Origin of the sequence: Pseudomonas sp. MBLB4123, assembly GCF_051904775.1 — a bacterium.
Lineage (GTDB): Bacteria > Pseudomonadota > Gammaproteobacteria > Pseudomonadales > Pseudomonadaceae > Aquipseudomonas > Aquipseudomonas benzenivorans_B.
On sequence record NZ_CP196711.1, the window covers coordinates 2,316,722 to 2,338,983 of the forward strand.

25 protein-coding genes and 1 pseudogene are annotated in these 22,262 nt (G+C 64.8%); 14 read left to right on the forward strand and 12 right to left on the reverse strand.

Annotated features, from left to right (window positions below; all coding sequences use genetic code 11):
- Positions 1-116: 116 nt before the first annotated feature.
- Positions 117-1,799, reverse strand: a complete 1,683-nt coding sequence (locus ACSX1C_RS10650) for a fatty acid--CoA ligase (protein ID WP_439886112.1) — start codon at positions 1,797-1,799, stop codon at positions 117-119.
- Between the two features lie 767 nt (positions 1,800-2,566).
- Here ACSX1C_RS10650 and ACSX1C_RS10655 point away from each other — a divergent pair.
- From ACSX1C_RS10655 to ACSX1C_RS10670, 4 genes are all read left to right on the forward strand, one after another.
- Positions 2,567-3,322: a hypothetical protein gene (locus ACSX1C_RS10655; protein ID WP_439886113.1), complete on the forward strand. Its 756-nt coding sequence runs from the start codon at positions 2,567-2,569 to the stop codon at positions 3,320-3,322.
- A gap of 19 nt (positions 3,323-3,341) precedes the next feature.
- On the forward strand, positions 3,342-3,740 hold the full coding sequence (locus tag ACSX1C_RS10660; protein ID WP_318645264.1) for a nuclear transport factor 2 family protein: 399 nt from the start codon (positions 3,342-3,344) through the stop codon (positions 3,738-3,740).
- 72 nt (positions 3,741-3,812) lie between these two features.
- On the forward strand, positions 3,813-4,466 hold the full coding sequence (locus ACSX1C_RS10665) for an iron-containing redox enzyme family protein (RefSeq protein WP_439886114.1): 654 nt from the start codon (positions 3,813-3,815) through the stop codon (positions 4,464-4,466).
- A 97-nt stretch (positions 4,467-4,563) separates the two neighbouring features.
- Entirely contained in the window at positions 4,564-6,393 is a 1,830-nt protein-coding gene (locus tag ACSX1C_RS10670) for a long-chain-acyl-CoA synthetase (RefSeq protein ID WP_439886115.1), read from the forward strand.
- A gap of 22 nt (positions 6,394-6,415) precedes the next feature.
- Here the strand turns inward: ACSX1C_RS10670 and ACSX1C_RS10675 are convergent, their stop codons facing one another.
- Entirely contained in the window at positions 6,416-7,045 is a 630-nt protein-coding gene (locus ACSX1C_RS10675) for a LysE family transporter (RefSeq protein ID WP_439886116.1), read from the reverse strand.
- A gap of 78 nt (positions 7,046-7,123) precedes the next feature.
- Here ACSX1C_RS10675 and ACSX1C_RS10680 point away from each other — a divergent pair, with 78 nt between their 5' ends.
- The 4 genes from ACSX1C_RS10680 to ACSX1C_RS10695 all read left to right on the forward strand — a co-directional run bounded on the left by ACSX1C_RS10680 (position 7,124) and on the right by ACSX1C_RS10695 (position 10,546).
- The gene (locus ACSX1C_RS10680; RefSeq protein WP_439886117.1) at positions 7,124-8,089 is read left to right on the forward strand and encodes a 2-hydroxyacid dehydrogenase; all 966 of its coding nucleotides are present in this window, start codon (positions 7,124-7,126) and stop codon (positions 8,087-8,089) included.
- A 27-nt stretch (positions 8,090-8,116) separates the two neighbouring features.
- Positions 8,117-9,115, forward strand: coding sequence for a methyltransferase (locus ACSX1C_RS10685; protein ID WP_439886118.1), 999 nt, complete (start codon positions 8,117-8,119; stop codon positions 9,113-9,115).
- A 296-nt stretch (positions 9,116-9,411) separates the two neighbouring features.
- Positions 9,412-9,993, forward strand: coding sequence for a TMEM165/GDT1 family protein (locus ACSX1C_RS10690; protein WP_439889402.1), 582 nt, complete (start codon positions 9,412-9,414; stop codon positions 9,991-9,993).
- Positions 9,994-10,102: 109 nt separating this feature from the next.
- On the forward strand, positions 10,103-10,546 hold the full coding sequence (locus ACSX1C_RS10695) for a ketosteroid isomerase-related protein (protein ID WP_318645258.1): 444 nt from the start codon (positions 10,103-10,105) through the stop codon (positions 10,544-10,546).
- Between the two features lie 8 nt (positions 10,547-10,554).
- On the opposite strand, the gene ACSX1C_RS10700 is transcribed toward ACSX1C_RS10695, so the two are convergent.
- The 5 genes from ACSX1C_RS10700 to ACSX1C_RS10720 form a co-directional block, all read right to left on the reverse strand.
- Positions 10,555-11,544 (reverse strand): NAD-dependent epimerase/dehydratase family protein, encoded by a 990-nt coding sequence (locus ACSX1C_RS10700; RefSeq protein WP_439886119.1) that lies wholly within the window; start codon positions 11,542-11,544, stop codon positions 10,555-10,557.
- A gap of 77 nt (positions 11,545-11,621) precedes the next feature.
- Positions 11,622-12,443, reverse strand: coding sequence for a M48 family metallopeptidase (locus ACSX1C_RS10705; RefSeq protein WP_439886120.1), 822 nt, complete (start codon positions 12,441-12,443; stop codon positions 11,622-11,624).
- Positions 12,444-12,546: 103 nt separating this feature from the next.
- Positions 12,547-13,164 (reverse strand): SOS response-associated peptidase, encoded by a 618-nt coding sequence (locus ACSX1C_RS10710; RefSeq protein WP_439886121.1) that lies wholly within the window; start codon positions 13,162-13,164, stop codon positions 12,547-12,549.
- Positions 13,165-13,201: 37 nt separating this feature from the next.
- The gene (locus tag ACSX1C_RS10715; RefSeq protein WP_439886122.1) at positions 13,202-13,462 is read right to left on the reverse strand and encodes a putative signal transducing protein; all 261 of its coding nucleotides are present in this window, start codon (positions 13,460-13,462) and stop codon (positions 13,202-13,204) included.
- Positions 13,462-13,644: a CPXCG motif-containing cysteine-rich protein gene (locus ACSX1C_RS10720; protein ID WP_318645253.1), complete on the reverse strand. Its 183-nt coding sequence runs from the start codon at positions 13,642-13,644 to the stop codon at positions 13,462-13,464. Before ACSX1C_RS10720 ends, ACSX1C_RS10715 begins: the two co-directional genes overlap by 1 nt.
- Before the next feature lie 112 nt (positions 13,645-13,756).
- Here ACSX1C_RS10720 and ACSX1C_RS10725 point away from each other — a divergent pair, with 112 nt between their 5' ends.
- Positions 13,757-14,923, forward strand: a complete 1,167-nt coding sequence (locus ACSX1C_RS10725) for a 1-acyl-sn-glycerol-3-phosphate acyltransferase (RefSeq protein ID WP_439886123.1) — start codon at positions 13,757-13,759, stop codon at positions 14,921-14,923.
- Positions 14,924-14,986: 63 nt separating this feature from the next.
- On the opposite strand, the gene ACSX1C_RS10730 is transcribed toward ACSX1C_RS10725, so the two are convergent.
- The gene (locus ACSX1C_RS10730) at positions 14,987-15,271 is read right to left on the reverse strand and encodes a hypothetical protein (RefSeq protein WP_439886124.1); all 285 of its coding nucleotides are present in this window, start codon (positions 15,269-15,271) and stop codon (positions 14,987-14,989) included.
- Between the two features lie 292 nt (positions 15,272-15,563).
- On the opposite strand from ACSX1C_RS10730, the gene ACSX1C_RS10735 reads away from it, so the two are divergent.
- The 3 genes and pseudogenes from ACSX1C_RS10735 to ACSX1C_RS10745 all read left to right on the forward strand — a co-directional run bounded on the left by ACSX1C_RS10735 (position 15,564) and on the right by ACSX1C_RS10745 (position 17,851).
- Positions 15,564-15,770, forward strand: coding sequence for a hypothetical protein (locus tag ACSX1C_RS10735; protein WP_439886125.1), 207 nt, complete (start codon positions 15,564-15,566; stop codon positions 15,768-15,770).
- 94 nt (positions 15,771-15,864) lie between these two features.
- Positions 15,865-16,850: pseudogene (locus ACSX1C_RS10740) on the forward strand (IS1595 family transposase).
- 38 nt (positions 16,851-16,888) lie between these two features.
- Complete coding sequence (locus ACSX1C_RS10745) at positions 16,889-17,851, forward strand: IS1595 family transposase (protein ID WP_439886126.1); 963 nt, start codon at positions 16,889-16,891, stop codon at positions 17,849-17,851.
- A gap of 23 nt (positions 17,852-17,874) precedes the next feature.
- Here ACSX1C_RS10745 and ACSX1C_RS10750 read toward each other — a convergent pair whose 3' ends face one another.
- Positions 17,875-18,459, reverse strand: a complete 585-nt coding sequence (locus ACSX1C_RS10750; RefSeq protein ID WP_439886127.1) for a YajG family lipoprotein — start codon at positions 18,457-18,459, stop codon at positions 17,875-17,877.
- A gap of 168 nt (positions 18,460-18,627) precedes the next feature.
- Between ACSX1C_RS10750 and ACSX1C_RS10755 the strand changes: the two genes are divergently transcribed.
- Both ACSX1C_RS10755 and mqo read left to right on the forward strand, forming a co-directional pair.
- Entirely contained in the window at positions 18,628-18,861 is a 234-nt protein-coding gene (locus ACSX1C_RS10755; protein ID WP_439886128.1) for a hypothetical protein, read from the forward strand.
- A 461-nt stretch (positions 18,862-19,322) separates the two neighbouring features.
- Positions 19,323-20,831 (forward strand): malate dehydrogenase (quinone), encoded by a 1,509-nt coding sequence (mqo, locus tag ACSX1C_RS10760; protein ID WP_439886129.1) that lies wholly within the window; start codon positions 19,323-19,325, stop codon positions 20,829-20,831.
- Positions 20,832-20,906: 75 nt separating this feature from the next.
- Here the strand turns inward: mqo and ACSX1C_RS10765 are convergent, their stop codons facing one another.
- The 3 genes from ACSX1C_RS10765 to ACSX1C_RS10775 are packed head-to-tail and all read right to left on the reverse strand — an operon-like array spanning position 20,907 to position 22,160.
- Positions 20,907-21,260: a PilZ domain-containing protein gene (locus ACSX1C_RS10765; RefSeq protein ID WP_318646301.1), complete on the reverse strand. Its 354-nt coding sequence runs from the start codon at positions 21,258-21,260 to the stop codon at positions 20,907-20,909.
- Positions 21,261-21,320: 60 nt separating this feature from the next.
- Positions 21,321-21,743, reverse strand: a complete 423-nt coding sequence (locus ACSX1C_RS10770; RefSeq protein ID WP_439886130.1) for a DUF4124 domain-containing protein — start codon at positions 21,741-21,743, stop codon at positions 21,321-21,323.
- 42 nt (positions 21,744-21,785) lie between these two features.
- Entirely contained in the window at positions 21,786-22,160 is a 375-nt protein-coding gene (locus tag ACSX1C_RS10775) for a tetratricopeptide repeat protein (RefSeq protein ID WP_439886131.1), read from the reverse strand.
- Positions 22,161-22,262 lie beyond the last annotated feature (102 nt).

Sequence of the window (22,262 nt, forward strand, 5' to 3'; positions counted from 1 at the left end):
CTTGTGACCGAATAGTCAGCTTTGCGAAGAGCCAAGAATGGACTGAAAACAGCAATTAGCAAGCCAAACGCTTGTTTGACTGTGTAGTCACTTTTCCGAAGTAGCAATAGCGGGACCTAGAGGGTGGAAAGAAATTCGCTTCCGGCCGCCTGCCACCGGGCGATATCCAGGCGAATGCGTTTCTTATCCAGCTTGCCGACGCTGGTCTTGGGAATTTCGGTAACAAGGGCGATCTGCGTGGGTATTGCCCACTTGTTGATGTGCCCTTGCTCGACATAGGGCTTGAGGTGTTCCTTCAGACCCTTGGCATCCAGCGCCTGCCCCTCGGCCAGCACCAGCAGGGCAAAGGGCCGCTCGCCCCATTGCGGATCGGGAACGCCCACTACCGCCACCTCACGAACGGCCGAATGGCGGCTGATCAGGTCTTCCAGCTCCAGCGAGGAGAGCCACTCTCCGCCGGTCTTGATCACATCCTTGATACGGTCGCGAATGTCGACGAATCCCATGCCATCGAGCGTGGCGACATCGCCGGTATGCAGCCAGCCATGCTCCCACAACTCCTCGCCCTTTTCCGCCTCGCGGAAGTAACCCTGGGTCAGCCAGGGCGAACGCAGCACCAACTCGCCCTGGGCTTCGCCATCGGCCGGCAGCAACCTGCCATCCGCACTCATGATGGCCGCATCGACCAGCGGCACCGGCACCCCGGCCTTGATCCGGTAGGTGATACGCTCATCCTCGCTACCGGCCAGCAACTCCTCATTGATGTAGGCACAGGAAACCAGCGGACAGGTTTCCGACATGCCATAGGCCGCGGTCAGCTGGATGCCACGGGCCTTGGCGGCGTCATACAGGGTACGGTTCAGCGCACTGCCGCCGATGATCATCTTCAATCCCCCGAAATCGTGCCCTTGAGCGCTTGGGGTGTTGAGCAGCATCTGCAGGATGGTCGGCACGCAGTGGGAAAAGCTGACCTGCTCGTCCTTGATCAGGCGGCACAGCATCTCCGGCTCGTAGCGCCCCGGATAGACCTGTTTTACCCCCAGCATGGTGGCCACGTAGGGCACGCCCCAGGCGTGCACGTGGAACATCGGAGTGATCGGCATATAGACGTCAGCGGTCCCCATCAGGCGAATGCTGTCCAGGCTACCCAGAATGGTGGCCATGGACAGGGTGTGCAGCACCAGTTGCCGATGCGTGAAGTACACACCCTTGGGGTTGCCGGTGGTACCGGTGGTGTAGAAGGTAGTAGCCACCGAGTTCTCGTCGAAATCGGCGAACTCGTAGCTCGGGCCGGCCGCCGCCAGCAACTGCTCGTACTCCCCCACCAGTCCTGGCAAGTCGGCGGTTTTCTCCTCCGCGTCGGTCAGCAGCAGGGTCTTCTCGACCGTGGTCAGCTGGCTGGCGATGCCATTGTAGAGCGGCACGAACTCGCTGTTGACCAGTACGAAGCGGTCCTCGGCATGATTCATGGTGTAGAGGATCTGTTCCGGCGAGAGGCGGATGTTGATGGTGTGCAACACCGCACCGAGCATGGGGATGGCGAACATGCATTCCAGATAACGATGGCTGTCCCAGTCCATCACCGCGACGGTATCGCCGGCCTTCACCCCGGCGTCGCTCAGCACGTTGGCCAGGCGCGCGACCCGCTCGTTGAAGGTCGCGTAGCTGTAGCGCACGCTGTCGCGGTAGACGATCTCCCGGGTCTTCTCGTAGCGCCCCCCGGACAGCAGCAGACGCTTGATCAGCAGGGGATATTGATAGGCGTTGGTCGCGGGCGAAATGATGCGGGTTTGCAACATGGGAAGGCACCTTAGTCTGCGGTCGTATCGGTTTCGGATGAATATGACTCTAGGGCGACAGCCTGACGTACAAATCAGTCAAAAGAATGAATTTGCGCATGACCACAATAGCCTCGATGGCCGCACGACGAGGACCTGCCGTGTGAGCGCGGCTCCGAGTTCCATGCAGGCTGGGCCTAAGCACGCACAACTCATCGTCGCTGTCTGCCCCGCGTAGGGAGGCTTGCCCGGACGGGGCGCGACGCATCCTGCCCCTGATCGTTTTCCCGCATAGCGGCCGTGACAAACATGACATGGCTGCAGTGCTCGTGGGGAGGACGAAGCCGCGGAGAAGGCGATCGAGTGACTGTGAAGGGTGCGGACCGTCCAAGAAGCAACGAGCGCCCAACTACCCATTCGCCGAAGCCGGCGACAGGCCAACGGATTACAAAAAGCTACAAAACTCCTATCGCACTCCAATAAGTTTCCTTTGATATTGACCAAAGCCAACCCAAGTGCCCGTCACACTTAACGCGCACTCATGCACAAACACAACAGCCAGGATGGCCTGCCATGAAACGGATTATTCAAGCCTACGACGCGACTACGCCCCCGCTCTCGCCTCCCGATTATTCTCGATCGGTCATCGCCAACTTCCCAGGCAGTTGATAACCCCGGCCGTCGCCTCACTTGATAAGCATCACAGATGCCAAGCCAACCGTTTTACGGTCATGTGGCGCCTGAGTCTTATCGCCAATGGAGTTGTATTAACAGAAGGAATCTGTTCTATGCAGCAACAATCTGCCCTCAATGACTGTGGCGCCCTGCCTCACCTGATCGCCGACCCACTGCAGCGCGAGCGCACCTACAGTTTTTTCGACGCCATCCTCCAGGCCCGCTGCGAGTCGCCGCACATCAGAGTTCGCCAATTGGTCACACCGGCCGAACTGGAAGTACTTTCCCAGGCACGTCTGCGGCTCTATGCCCAGCGCAAGAAGTACTATGAACTGCTGTTTGGCAGTACCCGTGCAGTGGACGAGATCGACAGCCGCTCATATGTTTTCGCCTGCTACTACGACGATCAGATCATCGGCACCCAACGTGTCACGCCATTCCCCCATGAGGCCGGCCGTTATATCGACGCCGCAGCCCTAAACGATTTCCTCGGTACCGATTACGCTCAGGACCATGTCGAGTTCTCCAGGCTGATTGTCGACAAGACCGCTCCGGTCAAGCGGGTAGTCGATGCCCTTGCCTGCACCGCTGGCTCGTTGGTTGCCCTGAACACGCCCTGCCGCAACTACATCACCTATGTGAAGCCGCGCCTGCAGGAGCGCTTCAGTCAATTCAGCTTCGACCGCGAAGCCCTGCTGTTTCAAATCGAGGAACGTGGCGACCACCGCTACGCCCTGTTCAAGGGCAACCTGCTGAGTGCCGTCATCGACTTCTTCAAGCTCGACTGCCACCCCCAGGACCTCACCGACATGGACAGTCTCATTGCCCTCATTGAAGGCTCTCCTTTTGCGACCACCGCCTTCTCCTGACCCTACAGCAGGTTTAACCATGCACGAACACAATAAACAGACCGTCATCGAGTTCTATCAGCGTGTTTTCGCCGAACGCGACCTGTCCGCCGCCGACGAGTTGATCTGCGAGGATTACAAACAGCACAACAATGTATTTATTCCTCCGACCCGTGACGGCTTCAAGGGGTATTTCCAACAGTACTTCAAGATGTTCCCCAAGTCGGGCACCCAGATCGAGAAAGTCTGCGCCGAGGGCGATCATGTATTCCTCTACGCCACGCACTGGGCCGCCAACAAGCTATTCAAGGTCAACTACAAGGTCATCGACATCTACCGAGTCGAGAATGGCGTTCTACTCGAACACTGGGACACCATCGAGGGCATCGGTTTGTTTTCCCGGTTTATGTACATGATCAAACCCTTGCTCAGACTCTAAGGAGGCCCGGCTCAAATAACCAACTGCGACTTACAGCCCCCAGGGGCATCGATATCTAATCAGGGAGATGACATGAGCGACTTCATAGACGAACTCAAGGATGTATGTGACGCGGAATGGGCCAAAATTAAGGCCGGACGTTTTTTCCGCCTGGTGCAAGACTCCGAACTGCAACGCGAACTCTATATTCGCGCCATGGTCGAGGTGTTTCACTACACCAAGAACAACGCCATCAACCAGGCCGCCGCCACCTTCGGAGAAGACCACAAGCGGGTCGGCCTGCTGCGCTTCGCCATGAAGCATGCCCTGGAAGAGCTGGGGCACGAGAACATGGTAGTCAACGACCTCGCCTCAATCGGCGTAGACCCCAGTGTTTTCGAGCGCAAACCGCTGCCCGCCACCGAAGCCCTCAACGGATACCTGTTCAGCCTGGCCATCCGCGGCGGGGTCATTCCTCGGCTGGGCTACAGCTTCTGGGCCGAGGACTCCTATGAACACCTCGCTCCGCTGCTGGACGTGTGCAAGAACCAGCTGGGCCTCAGCGACAAGCAACTGACGTTCTTCATTGCCCACTCGGTCATCGATGCCAAACATGCCGAAGACGTCAACAACGCCATCATCCGCTGGGTCGAGAGCGACGAGGACAAGGAAGCGGTGAAGCAGGTGGCGCGCACCACCCTATTCCTCACCGGACAGATTCTCGAATCGGTCGCCAACGAGTTCTAGACCGAGCGCCACGGCGCGGCCCCTGGGAAAGGGCTGCGCCGGGTACCTCCACATACCGCCATGACTCCCCCATAGAAGTCGATACAAGGGACCTGCCATGCACACGACAAGCAGCGACATGATCACCTGGGGCAAGATGGCCAGAAAGGCCCCCCGCATCCTGCAGAGTCTGCCCCGGGCCATCAGGGGCCTGAGGCTCTCCAAGGTGTCCTCGCCGACCCAGGCCTGCGGCCTGGGCTGGAGCGTCGAGCAGGCCACCCAACGCAACCCAGACGGCACCGCTCTGCTCTACGAGAACAGCCGCTTCAGCTATCTGGAGATGAACCAACGGGCCAATCGCATCGCCCACTATCTGGCCCTGCAGGGCATCGGCAAAGGCGACGTGATCGGCATCTTCCTCGAGAACCGCCCGGAGCTGCTGTTCACCGTGCTGGGAGCGGCCAAGCTCGGCGCCATATGCGCCATGCTCAACACCTCGCAGACCCGCGACGTGCTGGCCCACAGCCTCAAGCTGGTCAACCCAGCCGCGGTTGTGGTCGGCGAGGAGCTGCTGGGAGCCTATGCCGAGGTGCGCGAGCAGATCGCTCTGCCGCCCGACCGGACCTTCTTCGTCGCCGAACACGGTGCCCAGACACCTGCTCCCGACGGCTACCTGAGCCTGCTGGAGGAGTCCCGCAACCAGCCCGTCCACAACCCGGCCAGCACCCAGCAGGTATTCGCCGACGACCCCTGCTTCTACATCTACACCTCGGGCACCACCGGCCTGCCCAAGGCCGGCATCTTCAAGCACGGGCGCTGGATGAAGACCCATGCCGGCTTCGGCATCATCGCCTTGGATATGCGCCCCCAGGACGTTCTCTACTGCACCCTGCCGCTCTACCACGGCACTGGCCTGTGCGTCTGCTGGGGCTCGGCCGTCGCCGGCGCCGGCGCCCTGGCCATCCGGCGCAAGTTCAGCGCCAGTGCGTTCTGGGCGGATGTGCGCAAGTTCCGCGCCACCACCATCGGCTATGTCGGCGAACTCTGTCGCTACCTGCTGGATCAGCCGCCACGCCCGGACGACGCGGACAACCCGGTGGTGAAGATGGTCGGCAACGGCCTGCGCCCAGGCGTCGGCACCCCATTCAAGGCGCGCTTCGGCATCGACCATGTCTGCGAATTCTATGCTGCCAGCGAAGGCAACATCGGCTTCAGCAACGTGCTCAACTTCGACAACACCATAGGGTTTTCCCTGATGTCCTGGGCCCTGGTCGAATACGATCAGGAGAAAGGCGAGCCGGTGCGCGACAGCCGCGGCTTCCTCAAACGGGTAGCCAAGGGCGGCCAGGGCCTGCTACTGGCGAAGGTCGACGACAAGGCCCCGCTGGACGGCTACACCGACCCGGAGAAGACGCGCCAGGTCATTCTGCAGGACGTGTTCGAGAAGGGCGATCGCTACTTCAACACCGGCGACATGCTGCGCGACATCGGCTGGGGCCATGCCCAGTTCGTCGACCGCCTGGGCGACACCTTCCGCTGGAAGGGCGAGAACGTGTCGACCACCGAAGTGGAGAACCTGCTGCTCCAGCACCCGCGGATCGCCGAGGCAGTGGTCTACGGTGTCGAGGTCCCCAACACCAACGGGCGCGCCGGCATGGCCGCGCTGACCCTGGCCGATGCCGATCGCCCCCTGGACCTGGACGACCTGCTGCGCTTCGCCCAGGGCAAGCTGCCGCACTATGCCGTACCGCTGTTCATTCGCCTGCGACCGGACATGGAAACCACCGGGACCTTCAAGTACCAGAAGAAGGCCCTCAAACAACAGGCCTTCGACCCCGGGCAAAGCAACGGCGAGCCGATCTATGCCTGGCTACCCGGCACCAGCGGCTACCGCCTGGTGGACGCGGAGCTATTCCAGGCCATAGGTGCAGGCCAGCACCGCTACTGAGAGGAGCACCCCGAACTGGCGTTCAGCGCATCTCGCTGAACGCCAGCTTCACCCCCAGCCCCACCAGCACCGCGCCGGTCAGGCGGTCGAACCAATGGCCGAGCCGGGCGAACCCGGCGCGCACCCGCGCCTGGCTGAACAGCAGCGACACCAGGCAGAACCACAGCGCCGTGGCCGCCGCCAGGTAGAGGCCATAGCCGGCCTGCACGATCAGCGGGGTATGCGGGTCGATCACCACGGTGAACAGGGACAGGAAGAACAGCGTGGCCTTGGGGTTCAAGCCATTGGTGACGAAGCCGGTGACGAAGGCCGCGCGAGCCGTCCGTCCGCTCGCTCCCGCCCCTGGCTCGGTGCTGGCCGGAGCGGCGGCCTTGGCCCGGAGCGCGCGAATGCCGATGTACAGCAGGTAAGCCGCCGCCGCCCACTTCAGCGCGTTGAACAGCACGATCGACTGCGACACGATCAAACCGATGCCGAGCAACGAATAGGCCACGTGTACGAAGATGCCGCTGCCCACGCCCAGCGCGGTGAAGATGCCGGCGCGCCGTCCATAGGCCACGCTTTCGCGCACGACAATGGCGAAGTCGGGGCCGGGACTGGCCACGGCCAGCAGATGGATCAGCGCCACAGTGAGAAATTCGGTCCAGTACATGCCACCTCCGCGACGTCCGTTGTGTCTGTTAGGCTCGCCACATTACCCCTCGTCAGGACCGTAAGGAAAGGTACAGCGATGAGCAACGACAACCGCGCGGTATTTCTCGACCACCGCTCACTGGACCTCGGCGACCTCGACCTGTCCCCTCTCGAGCAGTGCTTCACCACCCTGCAGCTGCATGAACAAAGCACGCCGGAACAGGTCATCGAGCGCCTGCAGGGCAGCCAGGTGGCCATCAGCAACAAGGTACCGCTCGATGCCGCCACCTTCGCCGCCTGCCCCGACCTGAAGCTGGTGCTGATCGCCGCCACCGGCACCAACAACGTCGATCTGGCCGCGGCGCGCACCCGGGGCGTCACCGTGAGCAACTGCCAGGGCTATGGCACGCCCTCGGTGGCCCAGCACACCCTGATGCTGTTGCTGGCCCTGGCCACGCGCCTGCCGGATTACCAGCAGGACATCCGCGCCGGCCGCTGGCAGCAGGCGCAGCAGTTCTGCCTGCTGGACCACCCCATAGTCGAGCTGGAGGGCAAGAGCCTCGGCCTGCTCGGCCATGGCGAACTGGGCGGCGCGGTGGCCCGCCTGGCCGAGGCCTTCGGCATGCGGGTACTGCTCGGCCAGCTGCCGGGGCGTCCGCCCCGCCAGGACCGCCTGCCCCTGGACGAGCTACTGCCCCAGGTCGACGCCCTGAGTCTGCATTGCCCGCTGAACGCGGCGACGACCAATCTGATCGGCGAGTACGAACTGAGCCTGATGAAACCGGGCGCCTTCCTGATCAACACCGCCCGCGGCGGCCTGGTCGACGAACAGGCCCTGGCCGACGCCCTGCGCCGCGGCCACCTGGGCGGCGCCGCCACCGACGTGCTGACCCAGGAGCCACCACGGGACGGCAATCCCCTGCTGGCCGCCGACATCCCGCGCCTGATCGTCACGCCCCACAGCGCCTGGGGCAGCCGCGAGGCACGCCAGCGCATCGTCATGCAGATGATGGAGAACGCCCGGGCCTTCTTCGCCGGTGCGCCGCGCCGGGTAGTCGGCTAAGCTTCGCGGCTTTTGCGAGGAGAGCATATGGACCCGCGAAGCGAAGTGCTGCTGCGCCAGGCCGAACTCTTTGCCGGCCAGACCCTGCTGGCCGGCCTGCCGGCCGACGACCTGCTCGGCCACCTGCCCGAAGCCCGCGGCTGGAGCTGGCACGCCGGCGAGCAGGGCGCCCTGGAGAGTCGCTTCGCCGGACGCAGCCAGTTCGGCGTCAGCCCGCCGGAGCAGGCGTGGGAAGCCGCGGTGCTGTTCCTGCCGAAATCCCGCGAACTGACCGGCTACCTGCTGACCGCCCTGGCCGCCCGGCTACCCGGCCGGTTGCTGTTCCTGGTCGGCGAGAAACGCGCCGGCATCGAGCGCGCGGCCAAGCAGCTGGCGGCCTTCGGCACGCCGCGCAAGCTCGACAGCGCCCGCCACTGTCAACTGTGGCAGGTGCAGGTGAAGCAGGTGCCTGCCACCCCCGACCTGCAGGCCCTGGCCCGACACTACAGCCTGCAGCTGGAGGACGGCCCGCTGCAGGTGGTCAGCCTGCCCGGGGTATTCAGCCACGGCCGCCTGGACCTTGGCAGCGCCCTGCTGCTGCAGCACCTGGAACAGCTGCCGAGCGGCGATCTGCTGGACTTCGGCTGCGGCGCCGGCGTGCTCGGCGCGGCCCTGAAACGGCGCTACCCCGAGAGCCGGGTGACGCTGCTGGATGTCGACGCCTTCGCCGTGGCCAGCAGCCGCCTGACCCTGGCGGCGAACGGCCTGGAGGCCGAGGTCATCAGCGGCGACGGCATCGCGGCCGCGCCCAGGGCGCTGAGCGCCATTCTCAGCAACCCGCCCTTCCACCAGGGCGTACACACCCACTACCAGGCGACCGAACAGCTGTTGCGCCAGGCGGCCCAACACCTGCAGCCGCACGGCCAGTTGCGTCTGGTGGCCAACAGCTTCCTCAAATACCCACCGCTGATCGAACAGCACCTGGGCCCCTGCCAGACCCTGGCCGAGGCCGACGGCTTTCGCGTCTATCGCGCCAGCCCGCGCTGAGCCGGCAGATCGGCCTTGCCCGAAACCGGTCGACTGGGCACAATGCGCCCGTCCTAGGGGAGTAGTCTCCCGCGAGCGCCGCAGCAATGCCCGCTCGCCCGGCGCGCGTCAACATACTTGGTCAACCGGCCATGGCGCGCGCGACCCGAGGTCCGCCCAGCGGATCGGCGGCTTGCCCACAGCAGTACGCGGCAAGCGCCAGGGTTTGACAAGACCTATGACACGCACACCTCACCCGGGGCGGGAAGGTCGTACGTGTCATAGCCGAGTCGACCCGCCCCTCTGGAACTTCGATGCTGGAATCCCTGTTCGTCCCGACCCTGATCGTCGCCCTGGCCGAAATCGGCGACAAGACGCAGCTGCTCGCCTTGCTGCTGGCTGCACGCTTTCGCCGCCCCTGGCCGATCATCGCCGGCATCCTCGCCGCCACCCTGGCCAACCATTTCGCCGCCGGAGCCCTCGGCACCTGGGTCGCCGGCCTGCTCGCCCCCGCCCAGATCGGCTGGCTGCTTGCCGCCAGCTTCGCCGCGGTGGCGCTGTGGACGCTGATCCCCGATCGCCTGGACGAGGACGAGGGCACCCGGTTCAGGCAGCATGGCGCCTTCCTCACCACCCTGGTCGCCTTCTTCCTCGCCGAGATGGGCGACAAGACCCAGGTCGCCACCGTGATGCTGGCCGCGCAATACCCGCACTTCGTTCTGGTGGTGATCGGCACCACTCTGGGCATGCTGCTCGCCAACGTGCCGGTGGTACTGGCCGGCAACTTCGCCGCCGAGCGCCTGCCGCTGGTCCTGATCCGTCGCCTGGCGGCCTGCGCCTTCGCCACGCTGGCGCTCTACAGCGGTTACCAGGCGCTCAAGCTCGGCGGCGCGGCCTGATGCTGGCCCACGGCCCTGGGCAGCAGTTGGTGCCAATACCCCAGCCGAACGACTGCTGATATCCTGCGCAAGATCTTGCTCAGTCTCGTTGGCCGTCATGGAGGGCGTCATGTCATTGGAAGAGCGTAAAAAACTGGTTCGTCGGCATATCGACCTGTCCTGGAACAAGGGCCACCTGGCCCTGGTCGAGCAGCTGCACAGCCAGGACTTCCTGTACAAGAGTTCCTTCGCCGGGCGACCGCTGAACAGCCCGTCTTTCGCCCAGCTGGTGCGGGAAATCCGCCGCGCCATGCCGGACCTGGAGGTGGTGGTCGAGGAATGCGTCGCCGAGGGCAACAAGGTGGTCACCTGGAGCACCCTGATCGGCACCATCGAACAGCCGGCCCTGGGCTACCCACCCAGCGACAAGGTGCTGAGCATCTCGGCCATGGCCTTCTGGACCTTGACGCCCGCCAACGAGGTCCAGGAGATCTGCACCATGTTCGACATGGAAAGCTTCCGCGCCCAGCTCGGCCTGGATGCCCGCCCCTACGCGGAGAAGGCCCTGCCCTGAGGCCAGCCTCACCCCTCGATATAACCGTTCTCGCGAAACCACTGGATGGCCCGGCCCAGGGTGTCATCCAGGGTTTGCTCGGCAACGAATCCCAGTTCCTCGCGCGCCTTACTGCCGTCGAGGTATTGCCCCCCCGCCATCACCGCCAGCGCCGTGTCGTCCAGCAAAGGCGCCTGCCCGGTCAGCCGATAGCGTAACCGGCCCAGTGCCGCCACACCCCGGGCCAGCGCCAGGGGCATCGGCCGCGGCGCCGGCACGCCCACCAGCGCAGCGATGCGGGCGGTGAGTTCGGCCAGCTGGATATTCTGCCCGGTGAGCAGATAGCGTTCGCCAACCCGGCCCCGCTCCAGGGCCAGCAACAGCCCGCGCCCGGCCTCCGCCGCATCGATCAGGTTGCGCCGGCCCGGCACGAAGTAGCGCATCGCGCCGTTGGCGATCGCGGTGATCAGCCGCCCGGTGCTCGGGCCGGCATCGAAGGCGCCCAGGGCCATGCCCGGAATCGCGATCACCACCGGTAAACCACAGCGGGCCTGCTCGCGGGCCTGCTCGTCCAGGGCCCATTTGCACAGCAGATAAGGATTGCGCCAGCGTGGCATGCCCTCGTAGAACAGCCCCTCGTGCCCTGCCACCCCCTGCGGATGCCGTGGCAGCGCGATAGCCGCACCGACATAGAGGATGCGCGGCACCTCGGCGGCCAGGCAGGCGGCGTAGAAATGATTGCTCTGGTCCAGGGCACAGGCCACCTCATCCTGCCAGCGCCGAGGCTGGCTCGGGTAGTGGCCGGCGCAGAACAGCACGCCGTCGACGCCGTCCAGCGCCCGGCACAACTCGGCATGGTCGAACAACTCGGCGGCCCGGCACTCGCCCCCCAGATAGGCGAGGCGCTCGATACGCGAAGACGGGCGGTGAATCAGCCGCAACTGATGGCCCGCCGCCTTGATGGCGCGGGCGGCATGATGGCCCAGCAGGCCGGTGGCACCGAGCACGGCAAGCTTCACGGCCGCTCCTTGTGCAGGGAAACGAAAACGCCCAGCGCCGGAGACCGGGCACTGGGCGAATGGGCTGCCCGCCGCGATCAGCGCGCGGCTTTGGCCTGTTCGTAGAGCGGCATGACCTTGGGAATGGCCGCCTGCAGCGCGGCGATCCGGCTGCTCGAAGAGGGGTGCGTGCTCATGAACTCCGGCGGCGCGCCATTGCTGGCCTGGGCCATCTTCTGCCACAGGCTGATGGCGGCATTGGGGTTGTAGCCGGCCCGGGCGGCCAACTCCAGACCGATCAGGTCGGCCTCGTTCTCGTTGCCGCGGCTGTTGGGCAGCGTCATGCCGTATTCCACCGCCGCGTCGGCGATGGCCATGGTGCCCTCGCCCAGGCCGAGCAAGGCGCCCGCCCCCTGCTTGGCGAGCCCCAGGCCGTAGGCCTTGGACATGGCCTCGCGGCTGTGCTCGCGCAGGGCATGGGCCATCTCATGGCCCATGATCGCGGCGACCTCGTCGTCGGTGAGATTCAGTCGCTCCATCAGGCCACTGTAGAAGAAGATCTTGCCGCCGGGCCCGCAGTTGGCATTGAGCTCGTCGCTCTTGATCAGGTTGACCTCCCACTGCCACTGCGCGGCATCGGGACGGAAGATCGGCGCCTTGGCGATCAGGCGGTCGGTGATCGCCTGCAGGCGCTTGGCGTTGGCGCTGCTTCTATCCAACTTGCCCTTGCTCGCCGCCTCCCCCAGGGTCTGCTGGTAGGACTGGGCGTACATCTGGTTGACCTCCTGGCTCGAGAGCATGCTGAACATGTACTGCTTGCGCTCGACCCCCACCGCGCCGCCACTGGTGGTGTTCACGGCCTGGCATCCTGCCAGCAGCAGGGCCGCGGTCAACGCGGTGAATGACGACAACTGCTTCATGCTGAATCTCCATCGGAATAAGCCCCGTATGCTAGGCCGCCGACCTGTCGCGGGCAACAGTCGACGCAATGGCCAGCACCTCCGCTGCCGGGTTCCGGCGCGACTACAGCGGAGTCAGGCACTCGGGGCCATCGAGCCTGGGATCGTTGACCAGGTTGGCCAGCACCCGCTCGCGCAAGGGCTGCTGTGCCGCGCTCAGCAGGGCCAGCAGCTCCGCCTGGGGCGTGTCCTCGGCCAGCCAGGCCGCCTGCCCCGCCTCGTCGAGAATCAATGGCCGCCGCTGGTTCGCCGCCGCCTGGGTCACCAGTGCGGTGCTGAGGTAGACATGGCCCTCGACCGGATAGGCCTCCCACAGCGCGGCGAAATACAGCAGCGAACCCTCGCCGGTCATCCAGTACGGGTGCTTGCGCACACTGCCGCGCCACTCATAGAAGCCGTTGGCCGGCAACAGACCGCGGCGCTGGCGAAAGGCCTGGCGAAACATCGGCTGCTCGGCCAGGGTCTCGGCACGCGCCTGGGCCGGGGTCTTCGACAGGTCGGTCAGCCAGGGCGGGGTCAACCCCCAGCGGGCACGGCTCAGTTGGCGCTCGCCGGCGACCTGGCGCAGCAGCAGCACCTGGGCATTGGGGGCGATATTCCAGTGGGGCAGCTGGTCGGCGGGAAAGCCGGGCAGCGCCGCGAACGTTGGCGACCAGCGGAACAGGGCATAACGTCCACTCATGGGGCAACTCGATGTCAGGCGGGCAGCCCCATGCCGATCAACAGATGAGGACGCCCTGTGTGTTCTCCGGCTCATCGCCGGGCAGCGGTTGCGCGGCATTGTACGCGGCGATCAGCTGCTGCGCGCGCTCGGCCTGAGGGTCCTCGACCATCAGGCCGAGCAGGCCGCAGGTCGGCAACTCGCCGACGGCGCCGAGCAGGTCGCGGCCGGTGAGATGGGCCTCGATACCCTCGCTGGCCAGCATGCCCAGCAGCAGCTCGCCCTCCATCAGGTCCAGCGGCTCGTAGACGCGTTGCATCAGTCGTTTTCCCCACGGACATCCAGGATCCAGTCTACGCCATCGCTGCGCAGATCGAAGAGGATCGGCCGGCAGCACACCGGGCAGTCCTCGATGTATTGCTGATCGCCGGCGGACAGGTCGAGCAACGCCTCGACCGTCTCGCCGCAGTAGGGGCATCGATACGCCTGGGTTTCCAGCATCGCGGTCTCCGTGTGACTTGCGCGTATAATCGCCGGTCTATTGCTGGCCCCGAACACCGGGCACTCCCCCACAACAGGCCTGTTAACCGCAGCCGAACTACGACAAGAGAGCATGATGGGCGAATTCGATGCCATCCGACCCTACGCCGACGCCGAAGTCCCTGCCGTACTGGCACGCCTGCTGGCCGACGATGCGTTCCTCGACATCCTCACCCGGTTCCGCTTTCCGCGCCTGGCCGACTCCCTGGGCTGGCTGCTCAAACCCCTTATAGCCTATCGGCTGCGCCGTGAGTTCCGCCCGGTCGCCTCGGTGCGGGCGCTGCAGGACAAGATCGAACACTACGTCGACCGCACCATCGAGCGCGCCACCGACGGCGTCACCTACTCCGGCGTCGAGCGGCTCAAGCCGGGCAGCGCCTACCTGTTCCTGGCCAACCACCGCGACATCGTCATGGACCCGGCCTTCGTCAACTATGCGGTGTATCACGCCGGCCTGCCGACGCCGCGCATCGCCATCGGCGACAACCTGCTGCAGAAGCCCTTCGTCAGCGACCTGATGCGCCTGAACAAGAGCTTCATCGTGCACCGCTCGCTCAGCGGCCGCCGCGAGAAACTCGCCGCCTACCAGCTGCTGTCGGCCTACATCAATCACTCGATCCGCCAGGACGGCGAGTCGGTCTGGATCGCCCAGGCCGAAGGGCGCGCCAAGGACGGCGACGACCGCACCGATTCGGCGATCCTCAAGATGTTCCACATGAGCCGCAAGGACGAGGCCTTCGCCGAGGTCATCGCCTCGCTCAAGCTGACCCCGGTGTCGATCAGCTACGAATACGACCCCTGCGACCAGGCCAAGGCCCGCGAACTGTTCGTGCGCGCCAGCACCGGCCGCTACGACAAGGCCCCCGGCGAGGACGACCAGAGCATCGCCCTGGGTATCACCGGTTACAAGGGGCGCGTGCACGTGCACTTCGGCGAGCCGCTGAGCCGCGGCCCGGAGGACAGCAAGCAGCTGGCCGCCGAGATGGACAAGCAGATACTCGGCGGCTATCGCCTGTTCCCGGTGCATTACCTGGCCTATGCCATGTGGAGCGAGCGCGATCCCGAGCTGCAGGTACCCGACGCCGCCCAGCTGTTCCCGGCCGAGGAGCTGGCCGCCGCCCAGGCGCAGTGGCAGCAGCGGCTGGCCGCCTGCCCGGCCGAGCAGCAGCCCTACCTGGTGCTGCAGTACGCCAATCCGGTACGCAACCAGTACCGGGTCAAAGCCGGCTTGCCGCTCTAGGTGCAGCCAGCAATGCAAAAAGGCAGCCCGCAGGCTGCCTTTTTTCTGACTCCACCGCGCCGCTCACAACCTGGTGCTGATTCCGGAAAGCGCCAGCGCCAGCCCCAGGCAGCTATAGCCGAAGCGGTAGAAGAAGCGGTTCATCCGTAGCGTCGCCTCGCTCAGCAGGCTGGCCTGGGCGCCGCCTTCGAGCTCGTTCTCGGCCGCCAGACGGGCCAGGCCGCGCTGCTCACGCAGGCGCGTGGCCAGCAGCAGCCAGGCCCCCGCCACGGCGAAGAACAGCGCCAGGGAGTTGGCCAACTGGGCCGGGTGGGCGAGAAACAGCGACCAGAGCGCCTGCAGGGACATCGACAACCTCCACATCACGACGGTGCACGGTCGGGCCAGGCGCACCACAATAGGGACGATCTCGGCTCGCACGGGCAACCGGCGAGGTGCGAGCCGGACAAAAATACGCCGGGCAGTTTACCGGAGCCCCGTGGTTATAAGTTTTGCTCCCGACGAACGCGGCCGCTATCCCGAAATCGTCTGAATACGCCCCATAATCGTCACAATGCTGGCCTAGGGTTTGAATTCTATTCAGTTACGCCACCGTGATCGCCGTACGGCAGCGTATTCAATCCGTCACGGAGACCCTGCCATGCTCAATCCACAACCCCTAGACCGCGACTACCTGATCGACTCGCCGGACGAGGTGCAAGACCTGATCGACGGCCTGTCCTTCAACGTGCACGACCACCAATGGCTGATCTATTGCGCCCTCGGCGGCCACGAGCACTACGACCTGCCGGACATCGACCGGCGCACCGGCCTGAGCCTGCCGGAGCTGTACGCCGAAGCGGCCTGAAACCGCGCAACGCCCAAGAAAAAGGCTATGTCCCAACGATGTGTTGCAAGAACTAATCTGAAAGGCAGGCATCCGCTCGGGAGGTTTGCCCATCATGGATACTCAAGCCTTTCACCACTGGCTGGCTCAACTGGGCCAGCTCAGCCCCCAGCAGAAATCCGCGCTTCATCAAGCCCTGCAGAGCCCGCCCACAACAGCGGTGCTTGATGACCTGCCGGCGCTGCAGAGTTGCCCGCATTGCCAGGCCGCTGCGAGATACCTCGCGCCCTGGGGATGGTCGCGTGGTCTGCGTCGCTATCGCTGCCGTAGCTGCCGACGGACGTGTACCGCGTTGTCGGCAACCGGCCTTGCCCGCCTGCACTACCCCGAGCGCTGGAAAGACTATGCCCAGGCACTGATTAATGGGCTGAGCGTGCGCAAGGCTGCCAAGGCGTGCGGCATCAGTAAGAACACCGCGCTTCTCTGGAGGCACCGCTTCCTGGCGGCAGCCGCCGAGCATCACGCCACCCATGAGAGCGGGATTGTCGAAGTGGACGAGACGTTCTTTCTGGAGTCATTCAAAGGTCAGTGACGCTTACCGCGGCCGCCGCGTAAACGGGGCGGTTCAGCGTGACCCGCGGCACGGGGAAAGACCAAATCCCGGTGATGGTGGTGCGCGACCGGGAGGGGCACACCGCTGACTTCACACTGGCCAAGCTCGATGCTGTGCATGTACGCAAAGCGCTGGCGCCACTGATCGATCAGGAGTCCGTGCTGTGCACTGACGGAGCGGCGGTCTATGCCAGTTTCGCCCGGGTGCAGGGCATCACCCATCAGGTCGTGCATGCTCGCCCCGGCCAGCGCGTACGCCAGGGCGCCTTCCATATCCAGAACGTCAATGCCTACCACAGTCGACTGAAGAACTGGATGACCCGCTTTCATGGCGTGGCCACCCGCTACCTCCCGAACTATCTGGGCTGGCGCCGTATGCTGGAGCGCTATCAGCACGGCATTCGGCCGGTTCACTGCATCCAGGAGGCGGTAGGACGAACCATGCAACACGCTATTGGCTATGTCCCAACGATGTGTTGCAAGAACTAATCTGAAAGGCAGGCATCCGCTCGGGAGGTCTGCCCATCATGGACACTCAAGCCTTTCACCACTGGCTGGCTCAACTGGGCCAGCTCAGCCCCCAGCAGAAATCCACGCTTCATCAAGCCCTGCAGAGCCCGCCCACAACAGCGGTGCTTGATGACCTGCCGGCGCTGCAGAGCTGCCCGCATTGCCAGGCCGCTGCGAGATACCTCGCGCCCTGGGGGTGGTCGCGTGGTCTGCGTCGCTATCGCTGCCGTAGCTGCCGACGGACGTGTACCGCGTTGTCGGCAACCGGCCTTGCCCGCCTGCACTACCCCGAGCGCTGGAAAGACTATGCCCAGGCACTGATTAATGGGCTGAGCGTGCGCAAGGCTGCCAAGGCGTGCGGCATCAGTAAGAACACCGCGTTTCTCTGGAGGCACCGCTTCCTGGCGGCAGCCGCCGAGCATCACGCCACCCATGAGAGCGGGATTGTCGAAGTGGACGAGACGTTCTCTCTGGAGTCATTCAAAGGTCAGCGACGCTTACCGCGGCCGCCGCGTAAACGGGGCGGGGTCAGCGTGACCCGCGGCACGGGGAAAGATCAAATCCCGGTGATGGTGGTGCGCGACCGGGAGGGCCATACCGCCGACTTCAAGTTGGCCAAGCTCGATGCCCATCATGTCCGCGAGGCGCTGATGCCGCTGATCGACCAGGAGTCCGTGCTGTGCACTGACGGAGCGGCGGTCTATGCCAGTTTCGCCCGGGTGCAGGGCATCACCCATCAGGTCGTGCATGCTCGCCCCGGCCAGCGCGTACGCCAGGGCGCCTTCCATCTCCAGAACGTCAATGCCTACCACAGTCGACTGAAGAACTGGATGACCCGCTTTCATGGCGTGGCCACCCGCTACCTCCCGAACTATCTGGGCTGGCGCCGTATGCTGGAGCGCTATCAGCACGGCATTCGGCCGGTTCACTGCATCCAGGAGGCGGTAGGACGAACCATGCAACACGCTATTGGGACATAGCCTTTTTATTTACGGCTGCCTGCTCACTGGAGCAACAGCTGGCCGATGGTCGGGTCCTTGAAGGCGCGGGTCAGCGCGTCGCTCAGCACGTCGCTGACCAGCTTGGTGTTGGTTTCCTGGTTCGGCGCCATGCCGAAACGCTGGTTCAGCGAGGCACCGTAGCGGCCGCTGTAGCGGCGCGAGCTGTTCTGCACATCGGCGCGGAAGGTAGCGGTGATGTCGGACTCGGTGACGTACAGCCCCTCTTTCGGCGACTGGTACTTGAGCTCGGCCAGGGTCAGGGTCAGTTGCGGCGCGTTGTAGGCGTTCGGCGTCGGGGTGAAGCCGAGCAGGCGCACCGCGGCCTCGGCCTGGGCCTGCAGCTTGGGCAGGATGTCCTGGCCGCGGACGCTGATGGCGCTGGTTTCCGGATACAGGCCGCCGCGAGTGCCGAGTACCGGCGACGGGCGTCCGTCCACCACGCGCACCACCACCGGCTGGCCCTGGCCGACGGCGGCCAGGGGGCTGTTGATCTTCGGTTGCGGGCTGAGTTGTTGCGGGCTGTGGGCACAACCGACCAGGGTCAGGCTGGCGACGGCCATCAGTCCAAACAGCAGGCGATGCAGCATGCTCATCTCTCCATAGCGGGGTGCGAAGTGGCCGGCAGTATAACCAGCGGCTCGATGCGCTAACAGCGTCGCTTTTATGACCGGGCATCCCCCTCGACGGTTCCTGTCACCGGCCTGTCATGGCGCTCTGGCATAAGACTTTAGTCGTCATCGCCCGAGGCCCGCCCCATGTTTTCCATTCGTTCGCTGTTCGCTCCTCGCCGGCCGCTGCGGACCTTCGTCCTGCTGGATGAACGGGGGCTGTGCCGCGCCTTCCGCCAATCGCTCCAGGCCCCGCGGGGCGCGGGATGGACCGAAGTCAAGGAACAGCGCCTGAGCTGGCTGAATCAGCCACTCCCGGCCAGCGCACGCCTACTGCCAGTCGCCGCGCATCCGTCTCTCGGCAAGGCGTTGGCAGCCTGACCGGCGGAAGAAGAAAAGTCACACAGGACGATCAATTTTCCTGCTTTCGCCTTATAATCGCGCCCCGATTATAAGGACGCCTCCTGATCGGGCCTCGCCGTCCCGCTGATGCACTAGCCATCGGCATCGCCCCAGAGAGTCGCCCACTTCGCGCTGCCCTTAGGGTTGCCGCCTTTCGCCCAGCTGAAACATGCCGCGTCGTACTGCCACGGCAGCTTCGCGCTGATGGAAAGGCCGGCCCTGGCAGACGCGTATCTTTGAGGTTCACCGCTCCAAAAGAGCGTGAAAAAACGGTTTCAACAACTTCACAAGAGTGTGGCGAGTAATGAACGATCTTGCGGCTGGCATACGCGCTGGCATCACCTCCACATCCCTGGGACTGCTCTGCGACCTCTAACCGCGTGTTCGCACGCGCAGGTCTCTTGCCGTCAACTGGGTGCTGATTTTTGGGAGAAGTGGTAATGGCGCACAACGATTACGAAACACTGGATGTGGTGCTGGTCGGGGCCGGCATCATGAGCGCGACCCTGGCCGTGCTGCTGAAGGAGCTCGATCCGGGCATCAAACTGGAAATCATCGAGCTGATGGAGTCCGGGGCGATCGAAAGCTCCAACCCCTGGAACAACGCCGGCACCGGTCATGCCGGGCTGTGCGAGCTGAACTACACGCCGGAATCGGCGGACGGCTCGATCGACATCAAGAAGTCGGTGACCATCAACACCCAGTTCGAGGAATCCAAGCAGTTCTGGGCCTACCTGATCGAGAAGGGCAGCTTCGGCGCGCCCAAGTCCTTCATCACCTCGGTGCCGCATCTGAGCTTCGTCCGCGGCCATGAGGGCATCGCCTACCTGAAGAAGCGCTTCCAGGCGCTGACCCAGCACCATGCCTTCGCCGAGATGGAGTACAGCGAAGACCGCGCCACCCTGGCCAAGTGGATGCCGCTGATGATGCCGGGCCGCGATCCCAACGAACCGATCGCGGCCACCCGGGTGTTGGGCGGCACCGACGTCAACTTCGGCGCGGTGACCAAGCACCTGCTCGACCACCTGGCCAAGCAGCCGGACGCCAGGGTCAAGTGCAGCCAGAAGGTCACCGGCCTGCAGCGCAACCCGCAGGGCTGGCGCGTCAGCATCAAGAACCAGGCCGATGGCAGCCATCGCGAGATCCAGGCCAAGTTCGTCTTCCTCGGTGCCGGTGGCGCCGCCCTGCCGCTGCTGCAACTGTCCGGCATCCCGGAGGGCAAGGGCTACGGCGGCTTCCCGGTCAGCGGCCAGTGGCTGCGCTGCGACAACCCGGAGGTGGTCAAGCAGCACCAGGCCAAGGTCTACAGCCAGGCGGCCGTCGGTTCGCCACCCATGTCGGTGCCGCACCTCGACACCCGCGTGGTGGACGGCAAGACCTCGCTGCTGTTCGGGCCCTATGCGGGCTTCTCCACCAAGTTCCTGCGTCACGGCTCCTACCTCGACCTGCCGCTGTCGGTGCGTCCGGGCAATATCGGGCCGATGCTGGCGGTGGCCCGCGACAACTTCGACCTGACCCGCTACCTGATCAAGGAAGTGTTGCAGTCCGAGGAGCAGCGCCTGGAAACCCTGCGCGGCTTCTACCCCGAGGCCAAGGCCGAGGACTGGCGCCTGGAGGTGGCCGGCCAGCGCGTGCAGATCATCAAGAAGGACCCCAAGCGCGGCGGCATCCTGCAGTTCGGCACCGAGCTGGTGGCCGCCGAGGACGGCTCCATCGCCGCCCTGCTCGGCGCCTCGCCGGGCGCCTCGGTGACCGTGTCGATCATGCTCGAGCTGATCCGGCGCTGCTTCCCCGAGCAGTCCAAGTCCCAGCAGTGGGTCGACAAGCTGAACGAGATCTTCCCCGCCATGGGCAAGGTATTGGCCAGCGATGCCGAGCGCTACCGCGAAGTGCAGGCCCGTTCGGATGAGCTGCTGCAACTGACCGAGAAGGAAGCGGCGCTGGCCTGAGCCTGCGCCCTCGAATGAAAAAACCGCCCTCCTGGGCGGTTTTTTCATGGTCCCGGATCAAGCCCTCAGACACCGCTAGGCGGAGGCGGCCAGACGAAAGCTGAAGTAGCGACGCAGCGCATCGACCATCTCCACGTACTCGGCCGGCGGCGCCACCAGGGCGAAACCCGAGTCGAAATAACCGGGCGTGACATCCTCCCGGCACCACTGGCAGGTGGCGGAGAAATCGACGAAACGTGGCCCCTCGACCCCGGGGATCTTCAAGCGCAGCTCGAAACGCGCCCCGACCAGCATCGGCAACTGGCTGATCAGCATCAACCCGTCCAACGACACGTTGCCGATATAGCCCATCGGCTTGTCGGTGACACGGTTGAACACCTTCAGGTAGCTGGGCAGCTGGTGGCGTTCGATGTGGCGCTGGGCATGCATAGTGGCGCATCGCATTGGATGGCCCTTGAGTAGGACCGCACTACTGCCGTTAAACCCGCTTCAGGCACAGCGATCGGTCAGGCTCTGGCGGAGCCGACGGCGAACGGCGTCGAGTTCCTCATCACTGTAGTACGTCCGCTCGCCGCTCGCCTCTTCCCGGTAGTAGCGCCGCCCCTCCGGGAGCTGCGCCAGGCGATGGCGCAGTTCGCTGCATTCCTGGTCACGCTTGGCTCGGCGCTGGGCCGAGGTTGCGTCGGCCTCGGCCTGCTCCTGGCGGCGGGCATCGTAGAAGCGCTCGGTCCGCTCCAGCCGCTCGCGCGTAGCCGCATCGCGCTCGATCACCTGCGGTCTGACCTCGACCGGCTCGGCCCCCGCAGCGGCCGGGCGCTGGCCGAAGTGTACCTGTCCCTGGTCATCGACCCAGCGATAGATCTCCGCCGCCGCCAACCCCGGCAGCAGCAGCAGGCAAAGCCATGCGCGCATGTTTTCCTCCCTGAACGGTTTTTCGGCGCGGGCCGCGGCCGGCTAGAGCCCGGCAGGCGAGACCTTCGCCGCCTCCGCCTGGCCATAATGACCGAGCTGACGCAAGGTTTCCAGGCGGGCCTTGGCACGGAAGCCATACTCGCTGCCGGGGTAATGAGCGATGATGAACTGGTAGGTCTGCGCCGCATCGACGAACAGGCTCTGCCGCTCCAGACACTGCCCGCGCAGCAGGGAGATCTCCGGCTGCAGGTAGCTGCGCGAGCGACTCTTGCGCTCGGCCTGGGACAGCTCGAGGATGGCCTCGTCGCAGTCGCCCCGTTCGTAGGCCCGGTAGGCACTGTTCAGGTGGTGGTCGAGTGACCAACGGGTACAGCCGGCGGCGCTCAGCGCCAGAGTCAGGATCAACAGGGTTCGCATGGGACTCTCCTCGTGTTGCCCAGTGTATCGACCGGTCGCGGCTAATCTGCAGGTCCAGGCGCCCGCACGCTGCACAGGCACCGGCGTGCGGACAGCTATGCT

Bases quoted from the DNA above. Each gene is read 5' to 3' on its own strand.
- ACSX1C_RS10685 (WP_439886118.1), top strand. From the start codon at position 8,117: ATGGACCCGCGAAGCGAAGTGCTGCTGCGCCAGGCCGAACTCTTTGCC.
- ACSX1C_RS10750 (WP_439886127.1), bottom strand. From the start codon at position 18,459: ATGCTGCATCGCCTGCTGTTTGGACTGATGGCCGTCGCCAGCCTGACC.
- ACSX1C_RS10735 (WP_439886125.1), top strand. From the start codon at position 15,564: ATGCTCAATCCACAACCCCTAGACCGCGACTACCTGATCGACTCGCCG.
- ACSX1C_RS10680 (WP_439886117.1), top strand. From the start codon at position 7,124: ATGAGCAACGACAACCGCGCGGTATTTCTCGACCACCGCTCACTGGAC.
- ACSX1C_RS10670 (WP_439886115.1), top strand. From the start codon at position 4,564: ATGCACACGACAAGCAGCGACATGATCACCTGGGGCAAGATGGCCAGA.
- ACSX1C_RS10765 (WP_318646301.1), bottom strand. From the start codon at position 21,260: ATGCATGCCCAGCGCCACATCGAACGCCACCAGCTGCCCAGCTACCTG.
- ACSX1C_RS10720 (WP_318645253.1), bottom strand. From the start codon at position 13,644: ATGCTGGAAACCCAGGCGTATCGATGCCCCTACTGCGGCGAGACGGTC.
- ACSX1C_RS10745 (WP_439886126.1), top strand. From the start codon at position 16,889: ATGGACACTCAAGCCTTTCACCACTGGCTGGCTCAACTGGGCCAGCTC.
- ACSX1C_RS10755 (WP_439886128.1), top strand. From the start codon at position 18,628: ATGTTTTCCATTCGTTCGCTGTTCGCTCCTCGCCGGCCGCTGCGGACC.
- ACSX1C_RS10695 (WP_318645258.1), top strand. From the start codon at position 10,103: ATGTCATTGGAAGAGCGTAAAAAACTGGTTCGTCGGCATATCGACCTG.
- ACSX1C_RS10715 (WP_439886122.1), bottom strand. From the start codon at position 13,462: ATGCAACGCGTCTACGAGCCGCTGGACCTGATGGAGGGCGAGCTGCTG.
- ACSX1C_RS10650 (WP_439886112.1), bottom strand. From the start codon at position 1,799: ATGTTGCAAACCCGCATCATTTCGCCCGCGACCAACGCCTATCAATAT.
- mqo (WP_439886129.1), top strand. From the start codon at position 19,323: ATGGCGCACAACGATTACGAAACACTGGATGTGGTGCTGGTCGGGGCC.
- ACSX1C_RS10705 (WP_439886120.1), bottom strand. From the start codon at position 12,443: ATGAAGCAGTTGTCGTCATTCACCGCGTTGACCGCGGCCCTGCTGCTG.
- ACSX1C_RS10660 (WP_318645264.1), top strand. From the start codon at position 3,342: ATGCACGAACACAATAAACAGACCGTCATCGAGTTCTATCAGCGTGTT.
- ACSX1C_RS10730 (WP_439886124.1), bottom strand. From the start codon at position 15,271: ATGTCCCTGCAGGCGCTCTGGTCGCTGTTTCTCGCCCACCCGGCCCAG.
- ACSX1C_RS10770 (WP_439886130.1), bottom strand. From the start codon at position 21,743: ATGCGCGCATGGCTTTGCCTGCTGCTGCTGCCGGGGTTGGCGGCGGCG.
- ACSX1C_RS10725 (WP_439886123.1), top strand. From the start codon at position 13,757: ATGATGGGCGAATTCGATGCCATCCGACCCTACGCCGACGCCGAAGTC.
- ACSX1C_RS10655 (WP_439886113.1), top strand. From the start codon at position 2,567: ATGCAGCAACAATCTGCCCTCAATGACTGTGGCGCCCTGCCTCACCTG.
- ACSX1C_RS10775 (WP_439886131.1), bottom strand. From the start codon at position 22,160: ATGCGAACCCTGTTGATCCTGACTCTGGCGCTGAGCGCCGCCGGCTGT.
- ACSX1C_RS10675 (WP_439886116.1), bottom strand. From the start codon at position 7,045: ATGTACTGGACCGAATTTCTCACTGTGGCGCTGATCCATCTGCTGGCC.
- ACSX1C_RS10665 (WP_439886114.1), top strand. From the start codon at position 3,813: ATGAGCGACTTCATAGACGAACTCAAGGATGTATGTGACGCGGAATGG.
- ACSX1C_RS10710 (WP_439886121.1), bottom strand. From the start codon at position 13,164: ATGAGTGGACGTTATGCCCTGTTCCGCTGGTCGCCAACGTTCGCGGCG.